Annotated in this window: 14 protein-coding genes; 7 read left to right on the forward strand and 7 right to left on the reverse strand. The window is 41.8% G+C overall.

The genetic code is table 11. The features are described from left to right. Window positions 1–111: 111 nt before the first annotated feature. Window positions 112–1,509, reverse strand: coding sequence for a 5-methyltetrahydrofolate--homocysteine methyltransferase (locus tag DK924_RS16665; protein ID WP_109875708.1), 1,398 nt, complete (start codon window positions 1,507–1,509; stop codon window positions 112–114). A gap of 32 nt (window positions 1,510–1,541) precedes the next feature. Continuing rightward, window positions 1,542–3,959 carry a TonB-dependent receptor gene (locus DK924_RS16670; protein WP_109875709.1) on the reverse strand — a complete coding sequence of 806 codons (2,418 nt, stop codon included), beginning with the start codon at window positions 3,957–3,959 and terminating at the stop codon, window positions 1,542–1,544. 332 nt (window positions 3,960–4,291) lie between these two features. Between DK924_RS16670 and DK924_RS16675 the strand changes: the two genes are divergently transcribed. From DK924_RS16675 to DK924_RS16685, 3 genes are all read left to right on the forward strand, one after another. Then, window positions 4,292–4,783, forward strand: a complete 492-nt coding sequence (locus DK924_RS16675; protein WP_109875710.1) for a Fur family transcriptional regulator — start codon at window positions 4,292–4,294, stop codon at window positions 4,781–4,783. Continuing rightward, window positions 4,783–5,199, forward strand: coding sequence for a MerC domain-containing protein (locus DK924_RS16680; RefSeq protein ID WP_109875711.1), 417 nt, complete (start codon window positions 4,783–4,785; stop codon window positions 5,197–5,199). The genes DK924_RS16675 and DK924_RS16680 overlap by 1 nt, the downstream gene beginning before the upstream one ends. A gap of 73 nt (window positions 5,200–5,272) precedes the next feature. Next, complete coding sequence (locus tag DK924_RS16685) at window positions 5,273–6,109, forward strand: alpha/beta hydrolase (protein ID WP_109875712.1); 837 nt, start codon at window positions 5,273–5,275, stop codon at window positions 6,107–6,109. Between the two features lie 44 nt (window positions 6,110–6,153). On the opposite strand, the gene DK924_RS16690 is transcribed toward DK924_RS16685, so the two are convergent. Continuing rightward, window positions 6,154–7,056, reverse strand: a complete 903-nt coding sequence (locus DK924_RS16690) for a homocysteine S-methyltransferase family protein (protein ID WP_109875713.1) — start codon at window positions 7,054–7,056, stop codon at window positions 6,154–6,156. A gap of 177 nt (window positions 7,057–7,233) precedes the next feature. After that, window positions 7,234–7,479, reverse strand: a complete 246-nt coding sequence (locus DK924_RS16695; RefSeq protein WP_008112798.1) for a DUF3297 family protein — start codon at window positions 7,477–7,479, stop codon at window positions 7,234–7,236. A 300-nt stretch (window positions 7,480–7,779) separates the two neighbouring features. Between DK924_RS16695 and DK924_RS16700 the strand changes: the two genes are divergently transcribed. From DK924_RS16700 to DK924_RS16710, 3 genes are all read left to right on the forward strand, one after another. Then, complete coding sequence (locus tag DK924_RS16700; protein ID WP_109875714.1) at window positions 7,780–9,369, forward strand: alkaline phosphatase; 1,590 nt, start codon at window positions 7,780–7,782, stop codon at window positions 9,367–9,369. An 11-nt stretch (window positions 9,370–9,380) separates the two neighbouring features. Continuing rightward, the gene (locus DK924_RS16705; RefSeq protein ID WP_109875715.1) at window positions 9,381–11,174 is read left to right on the forward strand and encodes an alkaline phosphatase; all 1,794 of its coding nucleotides are present in this window, start codon (window positions 9,381–9,383) and stop codon (window positions 11,172–11,174) included. A gap of 117 nt (window positions 11,175–11,291) precedes the next feature. Then, window positions 11,292–12,005, forward strand: coding sequence for a hypothetical protein (locus DK924_RS16710; RefSeq protein WP_054202726.1), 714 nt, complete (start codon window positions 11,292–11,294; stop codon window positions 12,003–12,005). On the opposite strand, the gene DK924_RS16715 is transcribed toward DK924_RS16710, so the two are convergent. Next, complete coding sequence (locus DK924_RS16715) at window positions 11,980–13,872, reverse strand: monovalent cation:proton antiporter-2 (CPA2) family protein (protein WP_109875716.1); 1,893 nt, start codon at window positions 13,870–13,872, stop codon at window positions 11,980–11,982. The genes DK924_RS16710 and DK924_RS16715 overlap by 26 nt on opposite strands. Before the next feature lie 302 nt (window positions 13,873–14,174). On the opposite strand from DK924_RS16715, the gene DK924_RS16720 reads away from it, so the two are divergent. Beyond that, complete coding sequence (locus DK924_RS16720; RefSeq protein WP_016899006.1) at window positions 14,175–14,699, forward strand: hypothetical protein; 525 nt, start codon at window positions 14,175–14,177, stop codon at window positions 14,697–14,699. A 38-nt stretch (window positions 14,700–14,737) separates the two neighbouring features. Here DK924_RS16720 and DK924_RS16725 read toward each other — a convergent pair whose 3' ends face one another. Together DK924_RS16725 and DK924_RS16730 are read right to left on the reverse strand one after the other, a co-directional pair. Then, window positions 14,738–15,628, reverse strand: a complete 891-nt coding sequence (locus DK924_RS16725) for a hypothetical protein (protein ID WP_109875717.1) — start codon at window positions 15,626–15,628, stop codon at window positions 14,738–14,740. Between the two features lie 207 nt (window positions 15,629–15,835). Next, entirely contained in the window at window positions 15,836–18,370 is a 2,535-nt protein-coding gene (locus tag DK924_RS16730) for a TonB-dependent siderophore receptor (protein ID WP_109875718.1), read from the reverse strand. Window positions 18,371–18,553: the final 183 nt, after the last annotated feature.

Below are 18,553 nucleotides of genomic sequence, written 5' to 3' on the forward strand. Positions count from 1 at the left end.
TAACAATAAGGTGAAAAATAGCGATGCACTTACGATAAAAGGTCTGTTACAAAATGTGAATAAAAAAGGTTGGCAAAAAGCGCCAACCTTTAAGTAAATACAGATATAAAATTAATGTACGTGGTCGTGCTCTTCCTCTTGTGCAATACCTAACCAAGTGATCGCGGCTGGTGGGAATGTAAGTTCTAGTTCACCTTCAATTTCTAAGTCTTCTAGGTGTACTTGCACAACGTGTTGGGCTATTGGGTCGGCTACGTAAGCAAACTGACCATTTTGCGCTACTGTCATACTAAACTTCATGCCTTCAGGCATTGTTGTTACATCTTCTTGTGTAATATCAACTTGACCTGCTAGCTCCCAGTGTATGTGATCGTCGTGCGCATGCGCCTCAAGCACATTTAAAAAGCCTAGGCTGTCTAAAACTAAAAAGTGCTCGCCATTCGCTGAGAAAGAGTAAGAAACAGCGCTTGCGCCATCGGCTAGTTGCCATTCAAATTCTTCCATTTCAGCTTTCGCAGGATTTATACTCACAATCACAGCAGGGCCGCCGCCGTGACCAGATGCAACACCAATAAAGGTTTCGCTGTCTTCATGGCCGTATATCGTACCAATGCGCAAGTCACCTACTGTAGCAATATTTGCTACTTTTTCAGCGTGGTATTCGTCATCATGCTGGTGGGCTAATAGCACACCGTCACTACAGCCGAAGGCTACGTAATCATGGTTTTGTGCTGCGCCGTGCAAATCAGGGCATGTTAACTCTAACGTTTGTTCAAGTTCGTATTCGCCATCATGAAAGTGATAAACACCTACCTGATCCGGCAAAATTTTAGCGTTTGATGTACTCTGTGCATCATCGCGGCGAAGGGTCGCTAATAAATGCTCTCCACGAGGCTCAGCGACGCCGTGCATATTAATGTCGTAACTAATACCAGGTAAGGTCGCTGTTGCGTTTGTTATGTCGTTATCTGTTAATACTTCAACAGACGCAGTTGTGCCTGATGCTGCATCACCATCGTAAAATACCGCTAATTTACCATCGTGCTTTACCAAGTGAGTAGGGCGACTGCCGCTAGTTAGCTCATAACTGCTAAACTCAGGGCTTTGTTCGTAATCATGAAGGTGTGCGCCGTGATCTTCACGCCATAAGCCACCGTCTATAAAGCCGAGGTAATCTTGAGCGCGGCTAGCAATCACGGCATAACGAAAGTCAGGCGACGACGATAGCGTGTTTGAATCATTAGTAAGAGTGAATGTATCAAGAAGCTCATTGTCGTCTAAGTCGAAAAAGTTCGCTTCGTTGCTATCGCCAGCAAGTATCGCAAGCCTACCTAATGAATCAATAGTGTATTCATCACCGTGGTCGCCACCATCGCCATGATCGTGGCCGTCATCAGGTACTTCTATTGGGTCTTTTTCAACAATGTTTGTTTCTGCATCACCACAAGCGGTGATTAATGTGCTGCTTATTGCCAGTGCAATTAATTTTAATTTGAATAGTTTAGTCATGTTAATTTCCTTTATTTATAATTTTTTAGCGCTTAAAAGTAACCGCGAATACCTAGTGCAAAGCTACGACCTGGACGTGGTGCTATATTCTTTAAAAATGAGCTATGCACGCGCGCTTCGGTGTCTGTTAAGTTAGTGCCACGTAGATACACAGACACATCTTGATTTAGCACTGATAAGTCATATGAAACGCTGGCATCAAGTATGGTGTAGCCGTTTGTGGTTGTTTCTTCTGGCGCGGTACGGTCTTGCTCTTGATAACGAGTTACGTGAAGGTGCGCACTCAGCTTATTTGTTTGGTAGCTAAACTCAGTACCAAAACGTAGCGGTGGTGTGCGTGGTAAATCGCCACCGTCTTTAAGGCGTGCACGAACGTAATCTGAGAATAAATCTACTTTAAATTCATTGGTTAACTGCCATGCAAATTGGGCTTCAAAGCCATGCAAAATTACGTCATCTGTTTTAAATAAATAAACAGGGAGTTCAGAAGAGTGGTCGTGTTCGTGGGCGTGATCATGGCCTTCTTCATCACCATGGTCGTGGCCGCTTTCGGCGAATAGGCCTGTGTCGATTTGGTAATAATAATTGTCGACTTGGTTGTAGAAAGCATTAAGAATGAAACCAATATCACCTTGGGTTTTACGAAACGTTAAATCAATATTGTTTGCTGTTTCTAGGTCAAGCGCTTGCTCAGATAAACCAAAATGGCCGTCTTCATGAATATCAAATAGTGCGCCTACTTCATAAGTACCAGTTCCAATGTGAGGGCCGAATGATAATAGCTCAGACACCGAAGGAGCACGCTCAGAACGAGATACCGACAAGCCTAAGTTGTAACTAGGTGCGAAATCCCACACAACACCCGTTGATAAACTGACAGGAGTGAATTCTTGCTCTACGTCAAATACGCGAGTATTGCCGGCATGTTCTTCATGAGCATGATCGTCATGAACACCGGTGTCATTGTGTGCGTGTGCATCTATGTTAGGTAGTAACACGTTATCAGCATCGATGGTTACCCGTTCAACTCGGCCACCTAGTTGCACTAAAAAGTCACCAAAGTGTCTTTCTTCCATTAGTGCTATAGCAAAGCTTTGTGTTTGTGACGGTGGTGTGAATGCCTCAGAGCCTTGCGCTTCAACATCACTGTGTTTGTAATGAAAGCTCAAACCACCATTCCACTGCGCAAACGGGTTATGCATTAAGTCTACGCGTAACTCATTGGTTTCATTTTCAAACGTGGTGCCCACTGCACCATGTTCAATTTCAGCATGTTCGTAATCTGTAAAACCTGCGCGTAGGTTTACTCTATTAAGCCATTTGTTATCGAGGTTATATTCACCAAGCAACTGCACTTTAGTTTGCTCTAAGTCGGCATATACGCTTTCTTCAGCGCTGTGTTCTTCTTCGCCACCATGGGTGTGGCCTGGAATACCGTATTGACGATTAAATTGCTCAACAGCTATACCAACAAAACCTTGATCAAAGAGGTAGCTAGTACCTAAGGTAAAGCCGTCAGACTCCTCATTGCTGTTTGCAACGGTGTAATCGCCACTATGCTCTTCATGGTCATGGTCATGGTCATCGTGGGCTAATTCAGCGGCCACAGGGATTTCATAGTCATCGGCTTCACGCCAAAAGGCGTCGGCATAAAATGCAAAAGAATCAGTTCCTGTAGTGGCGTTAAACGAGGCTACTTTTTGATTATCAACAGAGTTGTGCTCAAGGTTCCATTCGCCGCGAGTTGTGCTGTCTGTTGGCACACGATTATCAACTACATTAACCACACCACCAATGGCGCCGCTGCCATAAAATAAAGTGGCAGGGCCACGTAATACTTCGATTTGTTTTGCGGTTGATGCCTCTGATGCGACTGAGTGATCAGGGCCAACGCGCGAAACATCGCTGACATCAAGGCCATTTTGAGTGATTAGAACACGCGGCCCGCTTAAGCCACGAATGATAGGTGTACTGGCTACTTTTGCATGAAAGTTAGTATTAACCCCCGGGAGTTTTTCAAGGCTATCGCCAAGGGTTGCAGCTTGCTGCCGTCTTAATTGTTCGCCAGATAACACGCTAACGGGAGACGAGGATTCCATTGACGACATGTGAATAGGCGTCGCTTCAATATCAATTACTTCAATGGGTGAACGTTCTAAGTTAAAGGTAATTGACTGGCTTTTATCATCACTAAATGTGATATCTCGATGCAGATGGGCATAACCAGGGGCGGTAATATGAAGTTCTTTTAAACCACTTTTTAAATCAGTTATTACGAACTTACCGCTTGCATCTGTTACTGCTGTTATATCTGAGCCTTCAACTTCTACAGTTGCATTAGTCACCACTTTACCTTGGTTGTTTAGAACAACACCTTCGATGGTATTTGCAAGTGCATTTGTTGGTAGTAGGGCTGCTATAAACAAAGCTAATTGAGATTTTCGTGTCATTTGAATTCCTTTGCGAATGTTATATTGTATCAATTGTGCTTGAAATGTTATATTGTATCAATAGTTAATTAACTAAAAATCACTCAGGATATATAATTTGGCTACTTCACCTACATAACTTAAGTTGAATTTTTATTTAAATTCAGTGCGTTAAGTGTTTCTGTCATTGTTTAGGTGTTGTTCGTGGGGGATCTGTTTGCTGTAAAGCAAAAGTTAGTTGTTACATTTATTTATCTCTAGTTAATAAATTTTTAGATAAAACCACAGCGGAGGCATTGAGCAACAAGGATGGCAAAGTTAAAACATCAGCCCACTATATTAGAGTGGGTAATATGAAAAAGCAGCGATTTAAAGAGATGATGGGCTTTGCGATAAAAAGATGTGAAGCCTTTGAAAAAAAATTAACGCCAAAACGTCAGCAGGTATTTGAAATTCTATTGAAAGCAAATAAACCTTTGTCTGCTTATGAGTTAACAGATCAATTTAATAAGCAAATAAATACACCGATTTTGGCAATGTCCGTTTATCGGATATTAGGTTTTTTAGAGTCGGTAGGTCTGGTACATAGATTAAAGTTAGAAAATAAGTTTATACCGTGCAGTCACGTTAATAATGATAGAGAGCATCAACTATCGATGTTTTTAATTTGTAGCTCTTGCAATAAAGCAAGTGAGGTGAATGACCTTAATAATTCGGTTAAATCTTTGTTTAGGGAACTGAAAATGAAAGGGTTTACGCCAGCAACTTCGCAATTAGAAATCTCAGGTGTTTGTTTTGGGTGCCAGCAAGGTACCGCTAACACAATTAAAAAGAAGGATAAATAATGAAGCTGACTCAAATGACAGCAGACAAGTTTGCCATTGGGCTTTCGTTAATGTGCACGGTGCATTGTTTTGCAACACCGGTTATTTTAGCGCTGTTGCCAAGCTTTGCTGTACTACAAATAAATGGTGAACAGTTTCACTTATGGGTTCTTGCTGTAGTATTACCAACAAGCTTATTAGCTTTGAGCTTAGGCTGTAAAAAGCACAAACGTACACGTTATATGGCGTGTGGAGTTGTTGGTTTAGCTTTTTTGATAATTGCAGTATTGCTAGGTCAAGAAGAGGCCGAAAAAGTGCTCACTTTAATTGGCTCCGCTTTTATCGCACTAGCCCATTGGTTTAATTACCAACAGTGTTTTAAAAAGAATAACGAAAATTGCCCCTGTTCAGGTGATAAATCAGATCAACTTGTTTAACACTGCCAGTGTTAAAAATAGCGACTATGTGGCATTGTAATTATAAATATCGTTTTTTAGGTAAACTAATTTAGTGAATACTGCTTTAAGGCTTTTGCTGTTACTTTGTGTTTTCATCTGTTTTAAATTAAGCGCAAATACCCCCTACGAGATCCCTAGAAGTAGTGTTATTGAGCTCACCGACCCTGCTACCAAGCGGGTGTATCCTATTTTTATCCAGCTACCTAAGTCATATGCAAAGGAGCCTAATAAAACGTATCCTGTTATTTATTTAACCGATGCGCCGTATGCATTTCCTATCGTTGCCGGTGCCACACGGTTTCCAATGAATAGCGGCAAAATGCAACAGGCTATTATTGTGGCGATCAGCTATGAAAAAGGCTCAAGAGGAGCTAGTAGTCGAGTTAGGGATTATACACCCACTCAATCCCTGAGCTGGAAAAAACAAACCGGTAACGCTAAAAATCATGCACTGTTTTTAAAAAATACTGTGCTGCCGTTTATCGAAAAAAGTTACCGAGCAAGCAACACGCAAAGAACGTATATAGGTAACTCGTTAGGCGGTTTATTTGGCGCCGCTGTTTTATTTACGATGCCTGAGCTATTTAGCAATTATATTATTGGCAGCCCGTTGGTTTGGTTTGATAATAATGCACTGCTAGCGTTAAAAGCGAATAAGCCCCAAATGCCAATAAAGGTTTATGTATCTGTTGGGGCAAAGGAAACTCCAGCCTTTGGTGAAGGGCAAAATATGGTTGAAGGCGCAGCGCAACTTGTGAAAAAAATTAATGCGCTCAATAGTGATAATATAAAATTAAAAAGTGTTGTTATTGAAGGGGCACAGCATGCAACCGCATTCCCAACCACAGCAATACAAGGGCTTGATTGGGTATTGGGAAGCAGTCAATAAGCTCGCAATGGATTTTCGATGCTTTTATAGTTAAATAATTGATATTAAATAGCTTTAATGTCGCTTTTCCACTTTACCAGCGCTGCTATAAATTCGGGGCCAATACCACAGCAGCCGCCAATAATTGTTGCGCCTAGGCTATGCCATTGTTTAGCAAATGCTACATACTCAGCAGGTGATAAATCGCGGTAACCTTGCGAGCCTTCATTGGCTTTATAATCACTGGCGATTGGTGTAAAACCATTCGCAAATGCTCCTAAATCAACATGTTTATTTTGCTGTTTTAGCACGCGATTAGTGTCGCGCAGCGCTTGTTCAATAACCTCGGGAATAGAGCAGTTAAAGAATATGCCCGCTATTTTATATTTGAGTAGTGCTAGGATAGCGTCTGATACTAATTCACCAGAGCGCAATGTCGCTTGTTCGCTTACTTCATCACTTAGGGTAAATGCGTAATAACATGGCTTGTTTGAATTCTTCAGTACGCTTGCCATTACCCGCGCTTCTTCAATGTTTGATATGGTTTCACCAATCCAGATATCGACATATTCATCTTGTGCTTTATACAGGGTATCTAAAATAGTAAATGCGCGATCACTTTGGAAAAAATCAGCACGATACGAGCCAAAGGCAGGAGGCAGTGAACCGGCAACGAGTACCGTTTGCTTTGCGTTTTGAGTCACCTTTTTTGCAATAACCGCTGCCTGCTCAGCAAGCGCAGCACCTTTTGTTTGGTAAAGCGTTTCACCCAAGTGAAAGGGGACACATGCATAGCTGTTAACAGTAATTATTTCAGCGCCAGCATCTATAAAACCTTGGTGTGCTTGGGTTACACATTGCGGTGCTTCTATTAAAGCTTGCGCACTCCACAGTGGCTGTGAAAACGGCGCGCCCATGCGTTTGAGTTCACGACCCATGCCGCCATCTAATATTATTAACTTGCTCATAATGGACTTCTATACGTCTAAATAATTAAAGCTATTCAAACATACTTTTTGAAAATTCATAATGAAACTTCATCAGGTTGAGTATGAAAAAAGTTCAACATGTTAAAGCTGTTTTTAAAAGGCACAAAAAAAGCGACTACCCAGTAAGGTGTCGCTTTTCTTTTTACAAGTAAGCTATTACTTGTAAAACGCTTCTACAGTGCCTTTTACTTTCATAAGTAATGGCTGGCCGCGACGGTCTAGCGCTTTAGGTGCCGCTACTTTTATCCAACCTTCGCTGATGCAGTACTCTTCAACGTCAAAACGCTCTTTACCGTTAAGTGTAATACCGATTTCATGTTCAAATACTTCTTCTACATAAAATTTGCTACGTGGGTTAATAGACAGTTGATTAGGTAATTCTGGTTTGTTTGTATCAGTCATAATAGTGATCTGCGTTGAATTAATTATGCGCTATTGTAGGCAATAGCAAGCTTAGGCTCAAGCAAGAGATCAATAAACTAATATATTGTGACGTGCTTTTATAGAGCTGTTACATATATTATGAGAAGGGGTAAGCAGTCGATGGAAATACAAAGTAGGTGTTATTGATATAAAATTTGGCTGTCACCTTCTTGTCATTAAAATTACCTTTATTAGTAACATCTATTTCCTATAGTGCAGCGGTTGATGTTTTTGAGCTCACAGTTTTTAAAAATAACCACTACATAATGGGAATTACGGATGAAAATTAAAAAAGTCGCTGCGGCAATCGCACTCACCTGTGCGTTTAGTGCCGTTAGTCATGCCAATGTTCTACCGCAAAGTCAAAAAGACAGCAGCTGGTACAGTGCCGCACAAACAAAACTAACAACTAAAACAACGCAAGCACAAGCGGTTAAAAGCACCAAAGCTAAAAATGTAATTTTATTTGTTGGCGATGGCATGGGTATTTCTACCTTAACAGCGGCGCGTATTTTACAAGGTCAACGAAACAACCAGCTCGGTGAAGAAGGCTATTTAAGCTTTGAAAAATTCCCGTATTCAGCACAAGTTAAAACCTACAATGTTGACGCACAAACGCCAGATTCAGCAGGCACTATGACAGCAATGATCTCAGGGGTAAAAACCGATGTGGGTGTTATTGGGGTTGATGAGAAGGTTGAACGAGGTAACTGTGCAACGGCTATCGGTAATGAGTTATTAACAGCCACGGAGCTGGCTGAAATTAAAGGCTTAGCTACCGGTGTTGTTTCAACTGCACGTATCACTCATGCGACACCGGGTGCAACGTATGCTAAATCGGCTGATCGCAACTGGGAAGATATCTCAGACATGCCAGAGGCAGCAGTTAATGCAGGCTGTGAAGATATTGCCTCACAGCTAGTTAACTTTGAAAAAAACCTAGAAGCGCGTTTTATAGGTACCGATGTTGATGGCTTAGACTTTGTAATGGGTGGCGGCCGTCGTCACTTTTTACCTAAAGATGCATCTGCAAATTCAAATGATGCAATGAGCGCCGTAGAAGGCGATCGTACTGATGAGCGCAACCTTGTTACTGAATGGCAAGCACAATATCCAAATGGCACTTATGTGATGGATCAAGCTGGGTTTGATGCTATTGCCGATGATGCAACCCAAGTCTTTGGCTTATTTAACGAATCGCACATGCAATACGAAGCTGACCGTGCCAACGATATAGCTGGTGAGCCGTCGCTTACCGATATGACAACCAAAGCGATTGATGTACTGGGTAAAAACGAAAAAGGGTTTTTCTTAACCGTAGAGTCGGGCCGTATTGACCATGCTCACCATGCGGGTAATGCTTTTAACGCACTTAACGACACTATTGAATTTGCAAAAGCCGTTCAAGCTGCCGTTGATAACACCGACCCTGAAGAAACGCTTATTTTAGTTACAGCCGATCACAGCCATGTGTTTACTATTGCAGGTTACCCGAAACGTGGTAACCCAATTTTAGGTAAAGTGGTTGGTGTTGGCCAAACCACACCAACGCTAGCGGCCGATAACATGCCATACACTACCGTTGGGTATGCAAATGGCCTCGGTTTTAGAAACTTAGTTGATGAAACGGATGCAGATGCAAGCTATGAAACAGCTGCGGTTGCAGGACGTGTTGAGCTAAATGGTGTTGATACAAATACGCCAGGTTTTCACCAAGAGGCTACTGTTCCACTTGGCTCTGAAACGCATGCAGGTGAAGATATTTCATTGCATGCAATGGGCCCAGGTGCTCACCTTGCTCAAGGTGTTATAGAACAAAACGTTGTATTTCATTTAATTAATCAAGCTCTTGAACTAACTCAGCAATAATGGCGGCTCACATGAATAAATTAACAGTACTTTCTTTAGCAGTAATGGTCGCATTAACTGGGTGTTCGAGTGATGACGACAAAAACAGTAATAATATTTTAGCGGTAGATAACCAAATCGCAGTAGGCTCAGCACAATGTGTTAATGGCGGCGTAGAAACGCAAAGCGGTGTTGATACCAATACTAATGGGCAATTAGAGAGCAGCGAAGTAACGCACACTAACTTAGTATGTAACGACCCAGCTACCTCATTAACGAGTGAACAGCTCGCTTCATTAAGTAACAATGCTTGGTTTAGCGACGCACAAACTAAACTTGCTAGTGCGCAAGATGCAGCAAGTAAGGTAGTAACAGAGTCAGGTAAAGCGAAAAACGTGATCTTGTTTGTTGGTGATGGCATGGGTATTTCTACCATAACAGCGGCGCGTATTTTAGCGGGGCAGTTGCAGGGTGAGATGGGTGAAGATCACCAATTAAGCTTTGAAACCATGCCGTACTCTGGGTTTGTAAAAACCTATAACGTGGATGCACAAACGCCAGATTCTGCCGGTACAATGACGGCAATGGCCTCAGGTGTAAAAACCGATGTGGGTGTAATTGGTATAGACGAAGCGGTTGAACGTGGTAGTTGTGCATCAGGCAAAGGACATGAGCTTGTTACTTCGTTAGAGCTTGCGGAAATTGCCGGTAAATCTACCGGTATTGTTTCTACGGCACGTATTACCCATGCAACGCCTGCGGCAACTTATGCTAAGTCGGCTGATCGTAACTGGGAAGATATTTCAGATATGCCAGCTTCAGAGTCAGCCAATTGTGAAGATATTGCCTCACAGCTGGTTAATTTTGAAAAGAACCTAGAAGCCCGTTTTAGTGGTGTTGATGTAGACGGAATCGAAGTGGTTATGGGGGGCGGGCGTCGTCATTTTTTACCTAAAGATGCAGCCTTTAATTCTGCAGATGCGGTGAGTGCTGTTGAAGGCGACCGTACTGATGCGCGTAATTTAGTGACAGAATGGCAAACAACTTACCCTACTGGTACTTACGTTATGGATCAAACTGGGTTTGATGCCATTAGCGATGACGCCACAAAGGTATTTGGCTTATTTAACGAATCGCACATGCAATACGAAGCAGATCGCGGTAACGATATCGCTGGTGAGCCTTCGCTATCGCAAATGACCGAAAAAGCTATTAATGTTTTAGATAACAATGATAAAGGCTTTTTCTTAACAGTAGAGTCGGGGCGTATTGATCACGCCCACCATGCGGGTAACGCTTACAATGCATTAAACGACACTATTGAGTTAGCGAATGCAGTAAAAGTGGCGATGGAAAATACTAACCCAGAAGAAACACTAATCGTGGTCACGGCCGATCACAGCCATGTGTTTACTATTGCGGGTTACCCTAAGCGTGGCAACCCAATATTGGGTAAAGTGGTTGGTGTAGGCCAAACAGAGCCAAGCTTAGCTGCCGATGATATGCCTTATACTACGGTTGGTTACACTAATGGTGGTGGCTTTAGAGACTTAGGCAATGAAACCGATGCAGATGAAGGATATAACTTTGCACCCGTTACAGGGCGCGTTGATTTAAGCAATGTTGATACTACAGCGCCGGGCTTTCACCAAGAAGCACTTGTGCCACTATCATCAGAAACCCATGCGGGTGAAGATGTGGGTGTGTATGCAACCGGACCTGGTGCCCACTTAGTGACTGGAACTAATGAGCAAAGCTTTTTATTCCATGTAATGGACTTTGCCGCAGATTTTGTAAAAGCGGCGGATGAAAAAGTAGCGCAATAAATTAACTAGCAAAACAAACAGCCCGCACACTGTGCGGGCTTTTTTGTGTCATACAAATGCCATTATTAAGCGTTATTTTAGAGTCATAAAGTAATGTTTAACTAAGAGATTACCCCAATGAAAAAGCTATTATTTATATTCTCAGCACTGGCCAGCACGAGTGCGCTCGCCCAGCAGTGCGACATTGATGCTGCGCAACTAAAAGCCGACTATAAAATTACCAATCAGCACAAATCGCAGCACAGCACCCAGTCACTTACTCTTTGGCGAAACAATCAGCAGGTGGCGCATCAAAGTGAAACACTAACCGAGCTTTGGCAGCAGCTAAGTAATAACCAGCTTCGTCCTATTCGTTACTTTAATGCCGAACAACGCGGTATTGAGTACCAACCATCGGAGGTACGTGGAGTGCAAAATTGGAGTGCTAAAAGTCAGCTGGTGGATAACCATTTAATTGCAAAAATGACCCTAGTCAGTTCACAAGGTGAGGGTTGTAATGAGGTAAAAAATTACGTGCTTAATGAGGGCGATAACCAATTTAAGCTGGCTTTTCTCCCGCAAGCAAAATTAGTTAAAACTTTTAGTGTGACCAATAAAAAAAGTGATACTCAAACCTTGCTTAGCTTAAATGATGTAAACAGTGATACACCTGCAATTAAGGCTCAGTTTGCAAAATGGGATAACTTTCAAACCACCGATTACGCGGATATTGGCGATAACGAAAGCGATCCATTTTTAGCTAAAATGATTAACCTTGGTTTTATAGAGCACGGCGCTACTGGTTTTTATAATCAGCAAGGCGAGGCTATTCAAGGTGGGCATCATCATTAGCATTTTTTGGCTTAACCGTGCTCTCGGTTAAGCCATTTTTATAGTCGTTGGCGTCACAGGTATTTAAGTTTTGCCGTGCTTGTTTATCTTGTTGTAATACTTGCTTTAAATCCTCCATACGCTGACGCACAGCCACACCATAACTGGCATCATCACCCCATAGTTCGGCAAGTTGCAGTACCGCTGCACGGTCGTGATCTCTAAATAATTTACCAGCACGTTCAGCATCTTCTTTGCTATTACCAAGCAATTGCAACGATTCTATGGCTAAGTTTATGGCTGAGTCGACGGTTTCGCGGTTAAATGCATCTACTTTTAAATTAAGTAATTGGTATGCATGGCGGCGATCTATGGCACGCGCTACTATTTTTAATTGTGGATAGTTTTTATGCGCCAGCTTAATAATCTCAATGGTTTTATCAGGGTTATCAATTGCAACAACCAGCATTTGTGCTGTATGCGCGCCTGCTGCTTCAAGCAGTTCTTGGCGTGCTGCATCACCATAAAATACGGTATTACCAAAGCGGCGCAGCAGTTCTATTTGGCTTGGGCTGTGATCAAGTACGGTAATTTCGTAGCCTTGCGCATGTAATAAACGTCCCATTATTTGCCCAAAACGGCCATATCCGGCAATGATCACATGTTTTGCTGTGCTTATTTGTTCTGGTTTATCAAACTCGGGCTTAGTGCTACTACTTCGTTTTTGTAGTTGTTCATAAAACATCAGGAGTAAAGGGGCTATTAGCATAGATACCGCAACCACTAAGGTCACTAGGCTGGTTTGCTCTGGAGTTAAAATACTTAATGTGGTGGTCACGCTTAAAAGTACAAACGCAAATTCTCCACCTTGTGCGAGTGCTAGAGTAAACAAGAGCTTTTGCTTTGAGCTGATATTAAATGTGACAGCAAGGGCAAATAAAATGCAGGCTTTAATGACAATTAATAACACCACTAAGGCAATCACGGTACTGAATTGGTTAAATAGCAATTCAAAATTAATTGATGCGCCAACCGTGATAAAAAATAATCCCAGTAATAAGCCTTTAAAGGGCTCTATATCGGCTTCGAGTTCGTGTCTAAATTCACTTTCGGCCAATACAACACCGGCTAAAAAAGTACCCAGTGCGGGTGATAAGCCAATACTTTGCATCACTAGCGAAATAGCCACCACTAAAAACAATGCAAAAATTGTGAATATTTCACGCATGTGGGTTTGCGCGATGTATCTAAACAGTGGTGCCGATACATATTTACCGCCAGCAATAATAGCGGCAATAACCGCAACAGAAACCCCTACTTGTTGCCAAATAGGCCAGCTAGCAATGATGGAGTCGTTAACGTCTTTTGAGTTACCTTGTGGTGCAAAAGCGAGTAAGGGGAGTAGCGCTAAAATAGGTATAATCGCAATATCTTGAAATAATAAAACCGAAAATGCATTTTGCCCAGCTTCTTGCTTTAACCAGCCTTTTTCTTCAAGGCTTTGCAGCACAATAGCCGTTGAAGATAGCGCGAGCATTAAGCCTATAGCCAGTGCGGTTTGCCAATGCATAGCAAAAAACCAATAACAAAAAGCAAAAATAGCTGCTGCACTTAATACCACTTGTAATCCGCCAAGCCCTAAAATTGAGTGGCGCAGAGTCCATAAACGCGAAGGTTGCAGTTCAAGGCCGACCAAAAATAGCATCATCACTACGCCAAATTCGGCAAAGTGCATTACATCAGTTTGGTCGCCTACAACTCCTAATGCGTAAGGGCCTATCAAAATGCCGGCAATTAAATAACCCAGCACAGAGCCAAGCCCAAGTCGTTTTGCTATGGGAACTGCAACGATAGCGGCGGCTAAGTAAATTAAAGCAATTTCTAGCATGGGGTGCTCTCTTGAGGTTAGGAGTTATTTATATTTTGATACTACTATAAATTAAGTTTGAGTTAATTGTGAAAGAAACATTATTAACGCATACTAATCCGCAATACTATTTAATCATTTGAAGGGGTAAACCAGATGTTAGTTGCGTTAAAAACTTCTCTTTTAGAACAACTAAATAACAAAGTTTTACCTTGCTATCGACACGATTGCCCTCCCTCAAAATAGCTCACTTAATTAAGCGAATTGGTATTACTTTATTGTGTACCATTAAATTTAATAATATGTTTTTTATAGGAACTAAAATGAGTATTAAGCTGCTTTTAAAAATTATGCTGACCACTGTGTTTGCTGCGGTATTTACACAAACGGTGCAAGCTCAACAGTACAAGGTTGAGTTTGAACCACAGCGAGCTGAGCTTGAACAGCAAATTACTGGTGATGAATTTAATGACTATTTAGTTAGTGCAAAAGCAGGTGATATCCTGAATGTGACCCTGACTCCTTCAAATTTAAGTAACTACTTTAATATTTTGCCCTTAGACAGTAATGAAGCCGTATTTATTGGCTCAATAGAAGGGCATGAAGCTAAATATCAACTCAGCACAGATGGAGATTATATTGTGCGAGTTTATTTAATGCGTAATGCAGCGAGACGTGGTGAAACAAGTGATTATAAGTTAACCATCATTAAACATGCAGGTGTAGCCGTGCCTGTAAAAACTATGCACCCAAGCTGGGATAGCGATGGCGATGGAATAAATGATTGTGAAAACGATGGCAGTTGTGACCACACCATTGATTATACAAAACCAAAAACGGTCAATTAATTGACCGTTTTATATGATTTAAAAGTAAGATTAGATTATTAGTCTAGCTTTACTGAACCAGAGATATTATCGATGCTAACATCGCCAGAGCCTGCTTCTGTAATAGTTAGCCCTTTAGCGTGATTAACGCGAATATCGCCAGAGCCATCTTCAATAGTTACGCTTGAGTCAATATGTTCAATCAGCATATCTCCAGAGTTATCGTCTACGGTAACTGCGCCATTAATATGCTTGATAGTTATGCCGCCCGAGCCATCTTCAACGTTTAATACACCTGTTACATTAGTAACTTGCATTTCGCCTGAACCATCTTCAATTGCGACATTACCACTGACATTATCAATATCAATGCTGCCTGAGCCATCATTTAATGCTAAATCGCCGACTACATTTTTTACGTAAATACTGCCCGAGCCATCGTCAATATTTAAGTTTTTAGCACTATTAATATTAATGCTGCCAGAGCCATCTTTTACATCAATATTGCTTTGCATCGCGTTAATAACAATATCGCCTGAGCCGTCGTTAATATCTAAATTTAGGGTGTTAGGTACGGTAACAACTAAATTGATACTTGGCGATTGCCCACTGTAAAAGCTAATCCCATTATTACTTTTATTTTGTGCAACAAGCTTTGCTTGTGTACCGTTTTGCTCGAGTGTGAGTTCGTATTCATCGTCAATGTCGGCAGTGTATATAGTGGCGTTAACACTAATACTGGTTGCTGTTGATGAGCCTGTTATCTTAAGTGAACCTGCGCCGCTTAGTACGTCTAGGTATTCAAGGTTATTACTTGGTAGTGTAAGTTGTTGTGTTTGTTTCACTGATGCGACACTGGGCGATATATGAAATACACAACCGCTGAGTAATAAAATACCGCTAATTAGTGAAACGGGCTTAGTGAAGTTGAATAGAGTTGATGCGCTCATGTTTAGTCCTTTGATATTGATTATTTTAGTTAATAGACAAAGTATAGAGCAAAAATGAGGCCGAAATGTAAGTTATTGTTTTATATGAAATGATAGTAATTACCTAAAAGGTAAAATGCCAAAATATGGTTAAAAATACTAAATGTTAATAAAAAGGATGCGCGATGCATCCTTTTGTAATTACTCTATTTTTAATTGATGTTTAACTTAAAAACTGTAAGTAATATTACCGTATAAAAAACGCCCATCTAAACTGTAGGGTGTATAAGGCGTGTATGGAAATATTTGCCCAAAGTTAGAGTAGCCAATGTTATCTACCGTTGCTTGTGGATACTGATCAAACAGATTATTTGCACCGACTGCAAACTTCCACGCATCGTTAGGGCGATAAGCAACTTCTAAATCAGTGATCCATTTGGCATCTAAATATTCATCACCATCGCTGGTAGTTGAAATATCTGCCACTTCCCCATAGCGAGTTGCACGCAAGGTTGTTTGCCATTGGTTAAAGCTCCAAACGGCTGATAGGTTTAGCTTGTTATCGGGTGTGCCTTGCTCAAAACGACCGACTTCACGACGGGCAAATACCACGTAGTCATCACCTAAAGAACTTAGCTCGCTTGGGTTTGCATCAACATGAGTCACTTCGGTGTCATTAATGTTTGCTGCTGCGTTTAAGCGCAGATCACCCAATGTATTTAAATCAAGCGTGTACGTTGCCACAATATCAACACCTTGCGTGCGCGAATCTATGGCGTTAGTAAAGTAACGCACACTTTCGGTATTTAGCTCGCCCGCATTGGCTAGAATTTGCTGCACAGCGTTACCGCTTAAGTTTTCAGAGAGTACGATCCGGTCATCAATATCAATGCGGTACGCATCAACCGTTAAACTAAAGTTACCTTGGGTATAAACAAATCCAGCGGTAACATTAACCGAGTCTTCGGCATCAAGCTGTTTTGCACCTAATGCTTGCGCTGCAGGAGCAGAGCTTGGAAATAGGCCAACTTCAAAAGGCTGGTTATTTTCAAGAATAGTCGATATTTGACGGTACGAGCTTTGTGCAAGTGACGGCGCACGAAACCCAGTACTGGCAGCACCACGTAATGATAGGTTGTCGGTAATACTGTAACGCGTGGCTAATTTTGAAGTAAATGTGTTACCAAAATCGCTGTAATCTTCATAACGACTGGCTAAAACTACATTCCACTTATCAGTTAAATAAGTGTCAAATTCAGCAAATACGGCAACATTATGACGGCTTTCGTTAGTTGCGCTTTGTGGTCCAAAACCAGGAAGCACTTGCGCGCCGCCAGCAGCAATTGGGTTGCCGTTGTTATCAAGTGCAGTAATATAAGAAGCTTCTTCACCTTGCTCTATTTTATAGCTTTCACGGCGATACTCAGCACCAATAGTGAAAAACACATCATCAGGTAGGCCAAAATCAACGGTGGTATTTGCATCAAAATTAACTAAAAATTGATCGTAAACCATGGCGCCGTTATCAAACTCAGTTTGGCTATTAGTACCTAGCGAAGTATTTAGGCTATTTACAACCCCTAAACCAAAGTCATTTCGACCATAGTTAGTACTTACATCCCATGCCCAATCGCCACTCTCGCCTTGTAAACCAAATGCCAGCGAGTAATCTTTTACGTCTGTAGCAATTTGTGGCAAAAAGCCATTGGGGTATAGCTCTAAAACATTGCGGCTGTCTTTTGCACGGCGGTAAAATCCGCCCGAGTTACCTTCACGCTCAGAATAGCTACCAAACGAATAAACATTAAAGCCGTTATCTAAGTCGTATCCCATGTTATAAAACAACGCGTAATCTTCAAGCTCCGCTTTACCAAAACGATGATTATAGCGGTTGATTGTAAATTCGCGTGGGTCTAGGCTGCCATCATCAAGGCGGCTGTATTGTTCTCGAGGGTCAAAGCCAGAGCGTTGGGTTGAGTCGTTATCACGGTATTCAATCGAGACGTTTAAAAAGCCATTGTCTGCCAGTGAAAAACCAGAGTTTGCGCTAATTGTGCGGGTATTACCGTCGTTAACTTGACGATCGTCGCCTAAATTAAAAGCAAGGTTACCGTTCTCATCAGCATAAGTGCTATTTAGTTGTGGTACACCGGCCATTTGGCTGTCGTATTGGCCATAAGTTACGCTAACACTACCGCCTTCGGTTGCATCTTTTAAAACAATATTGATTACACCCGCAATGGCGTCAGAACCATATTGTGCTGCAGCCCCATCACGTAGTACCTCAACACGCTTAATTGCAGAGGTGGGGATCATGTTTAAATCAACCGCGGTAGAGCCGCGACCAACCGTACCGCCTAAGTTTAATAACGCACCAGAGTGGCGACGTTTACCATTAATAAGCACTAGAGTGTGATCAGGTGCAAGGCCTCTTAAAACCGCTGGGCGAGCATGATCAGTACCATCAGACAGTGTGGCACTTGGGTAGTTAAAGCTTGGTACTTGGTTAGCGAGCACTTGGCTGATTTCAAGTTGACCTGTGCTTGCCATATCGTCGTTGCTAATAATATCCACAGGCACGGTACTTTGCGCAATACTTCGTAAGCTGCGGCGCGTGCCTGTTACTGAAATTACTTCGATATTCTCTTCCACTTGGTTAGTTTGCTCAGCCGCATTCACAACTGAAAAAGAGGCGCTAAGTGCGGTGGTAATAGCCAAGCTAAGTGCTAATTTTTTATTAGCTGATAAATGCTGGAAAGTCATTAAGCGTGCCTTGAAGATTTTGAAAAGTGCGCATCATATAGAAGCGGCTAGTGCACCGCAAAGATCTAAATTGACTATGTTATTCAACTATTTTTATAAAAAGAAGTGATCCTAATACTAGGCTAAAACGAGGATAGAGCGAAAAGTGAAAAATATTAAGAATATGCAGATTTATGCAGAGAA

The sequence above is a fragment of the Pseudoalteromonas sp. meg-B1 genome, from assembly GCF_003173795.1.
Lineage (GTDB): Bacteria > Pseudomonadota > Gammaproteobacteria > Enterobacterales > Alteromonadaceae > Pseudoalteromonas > Pseudoalteromonas undina.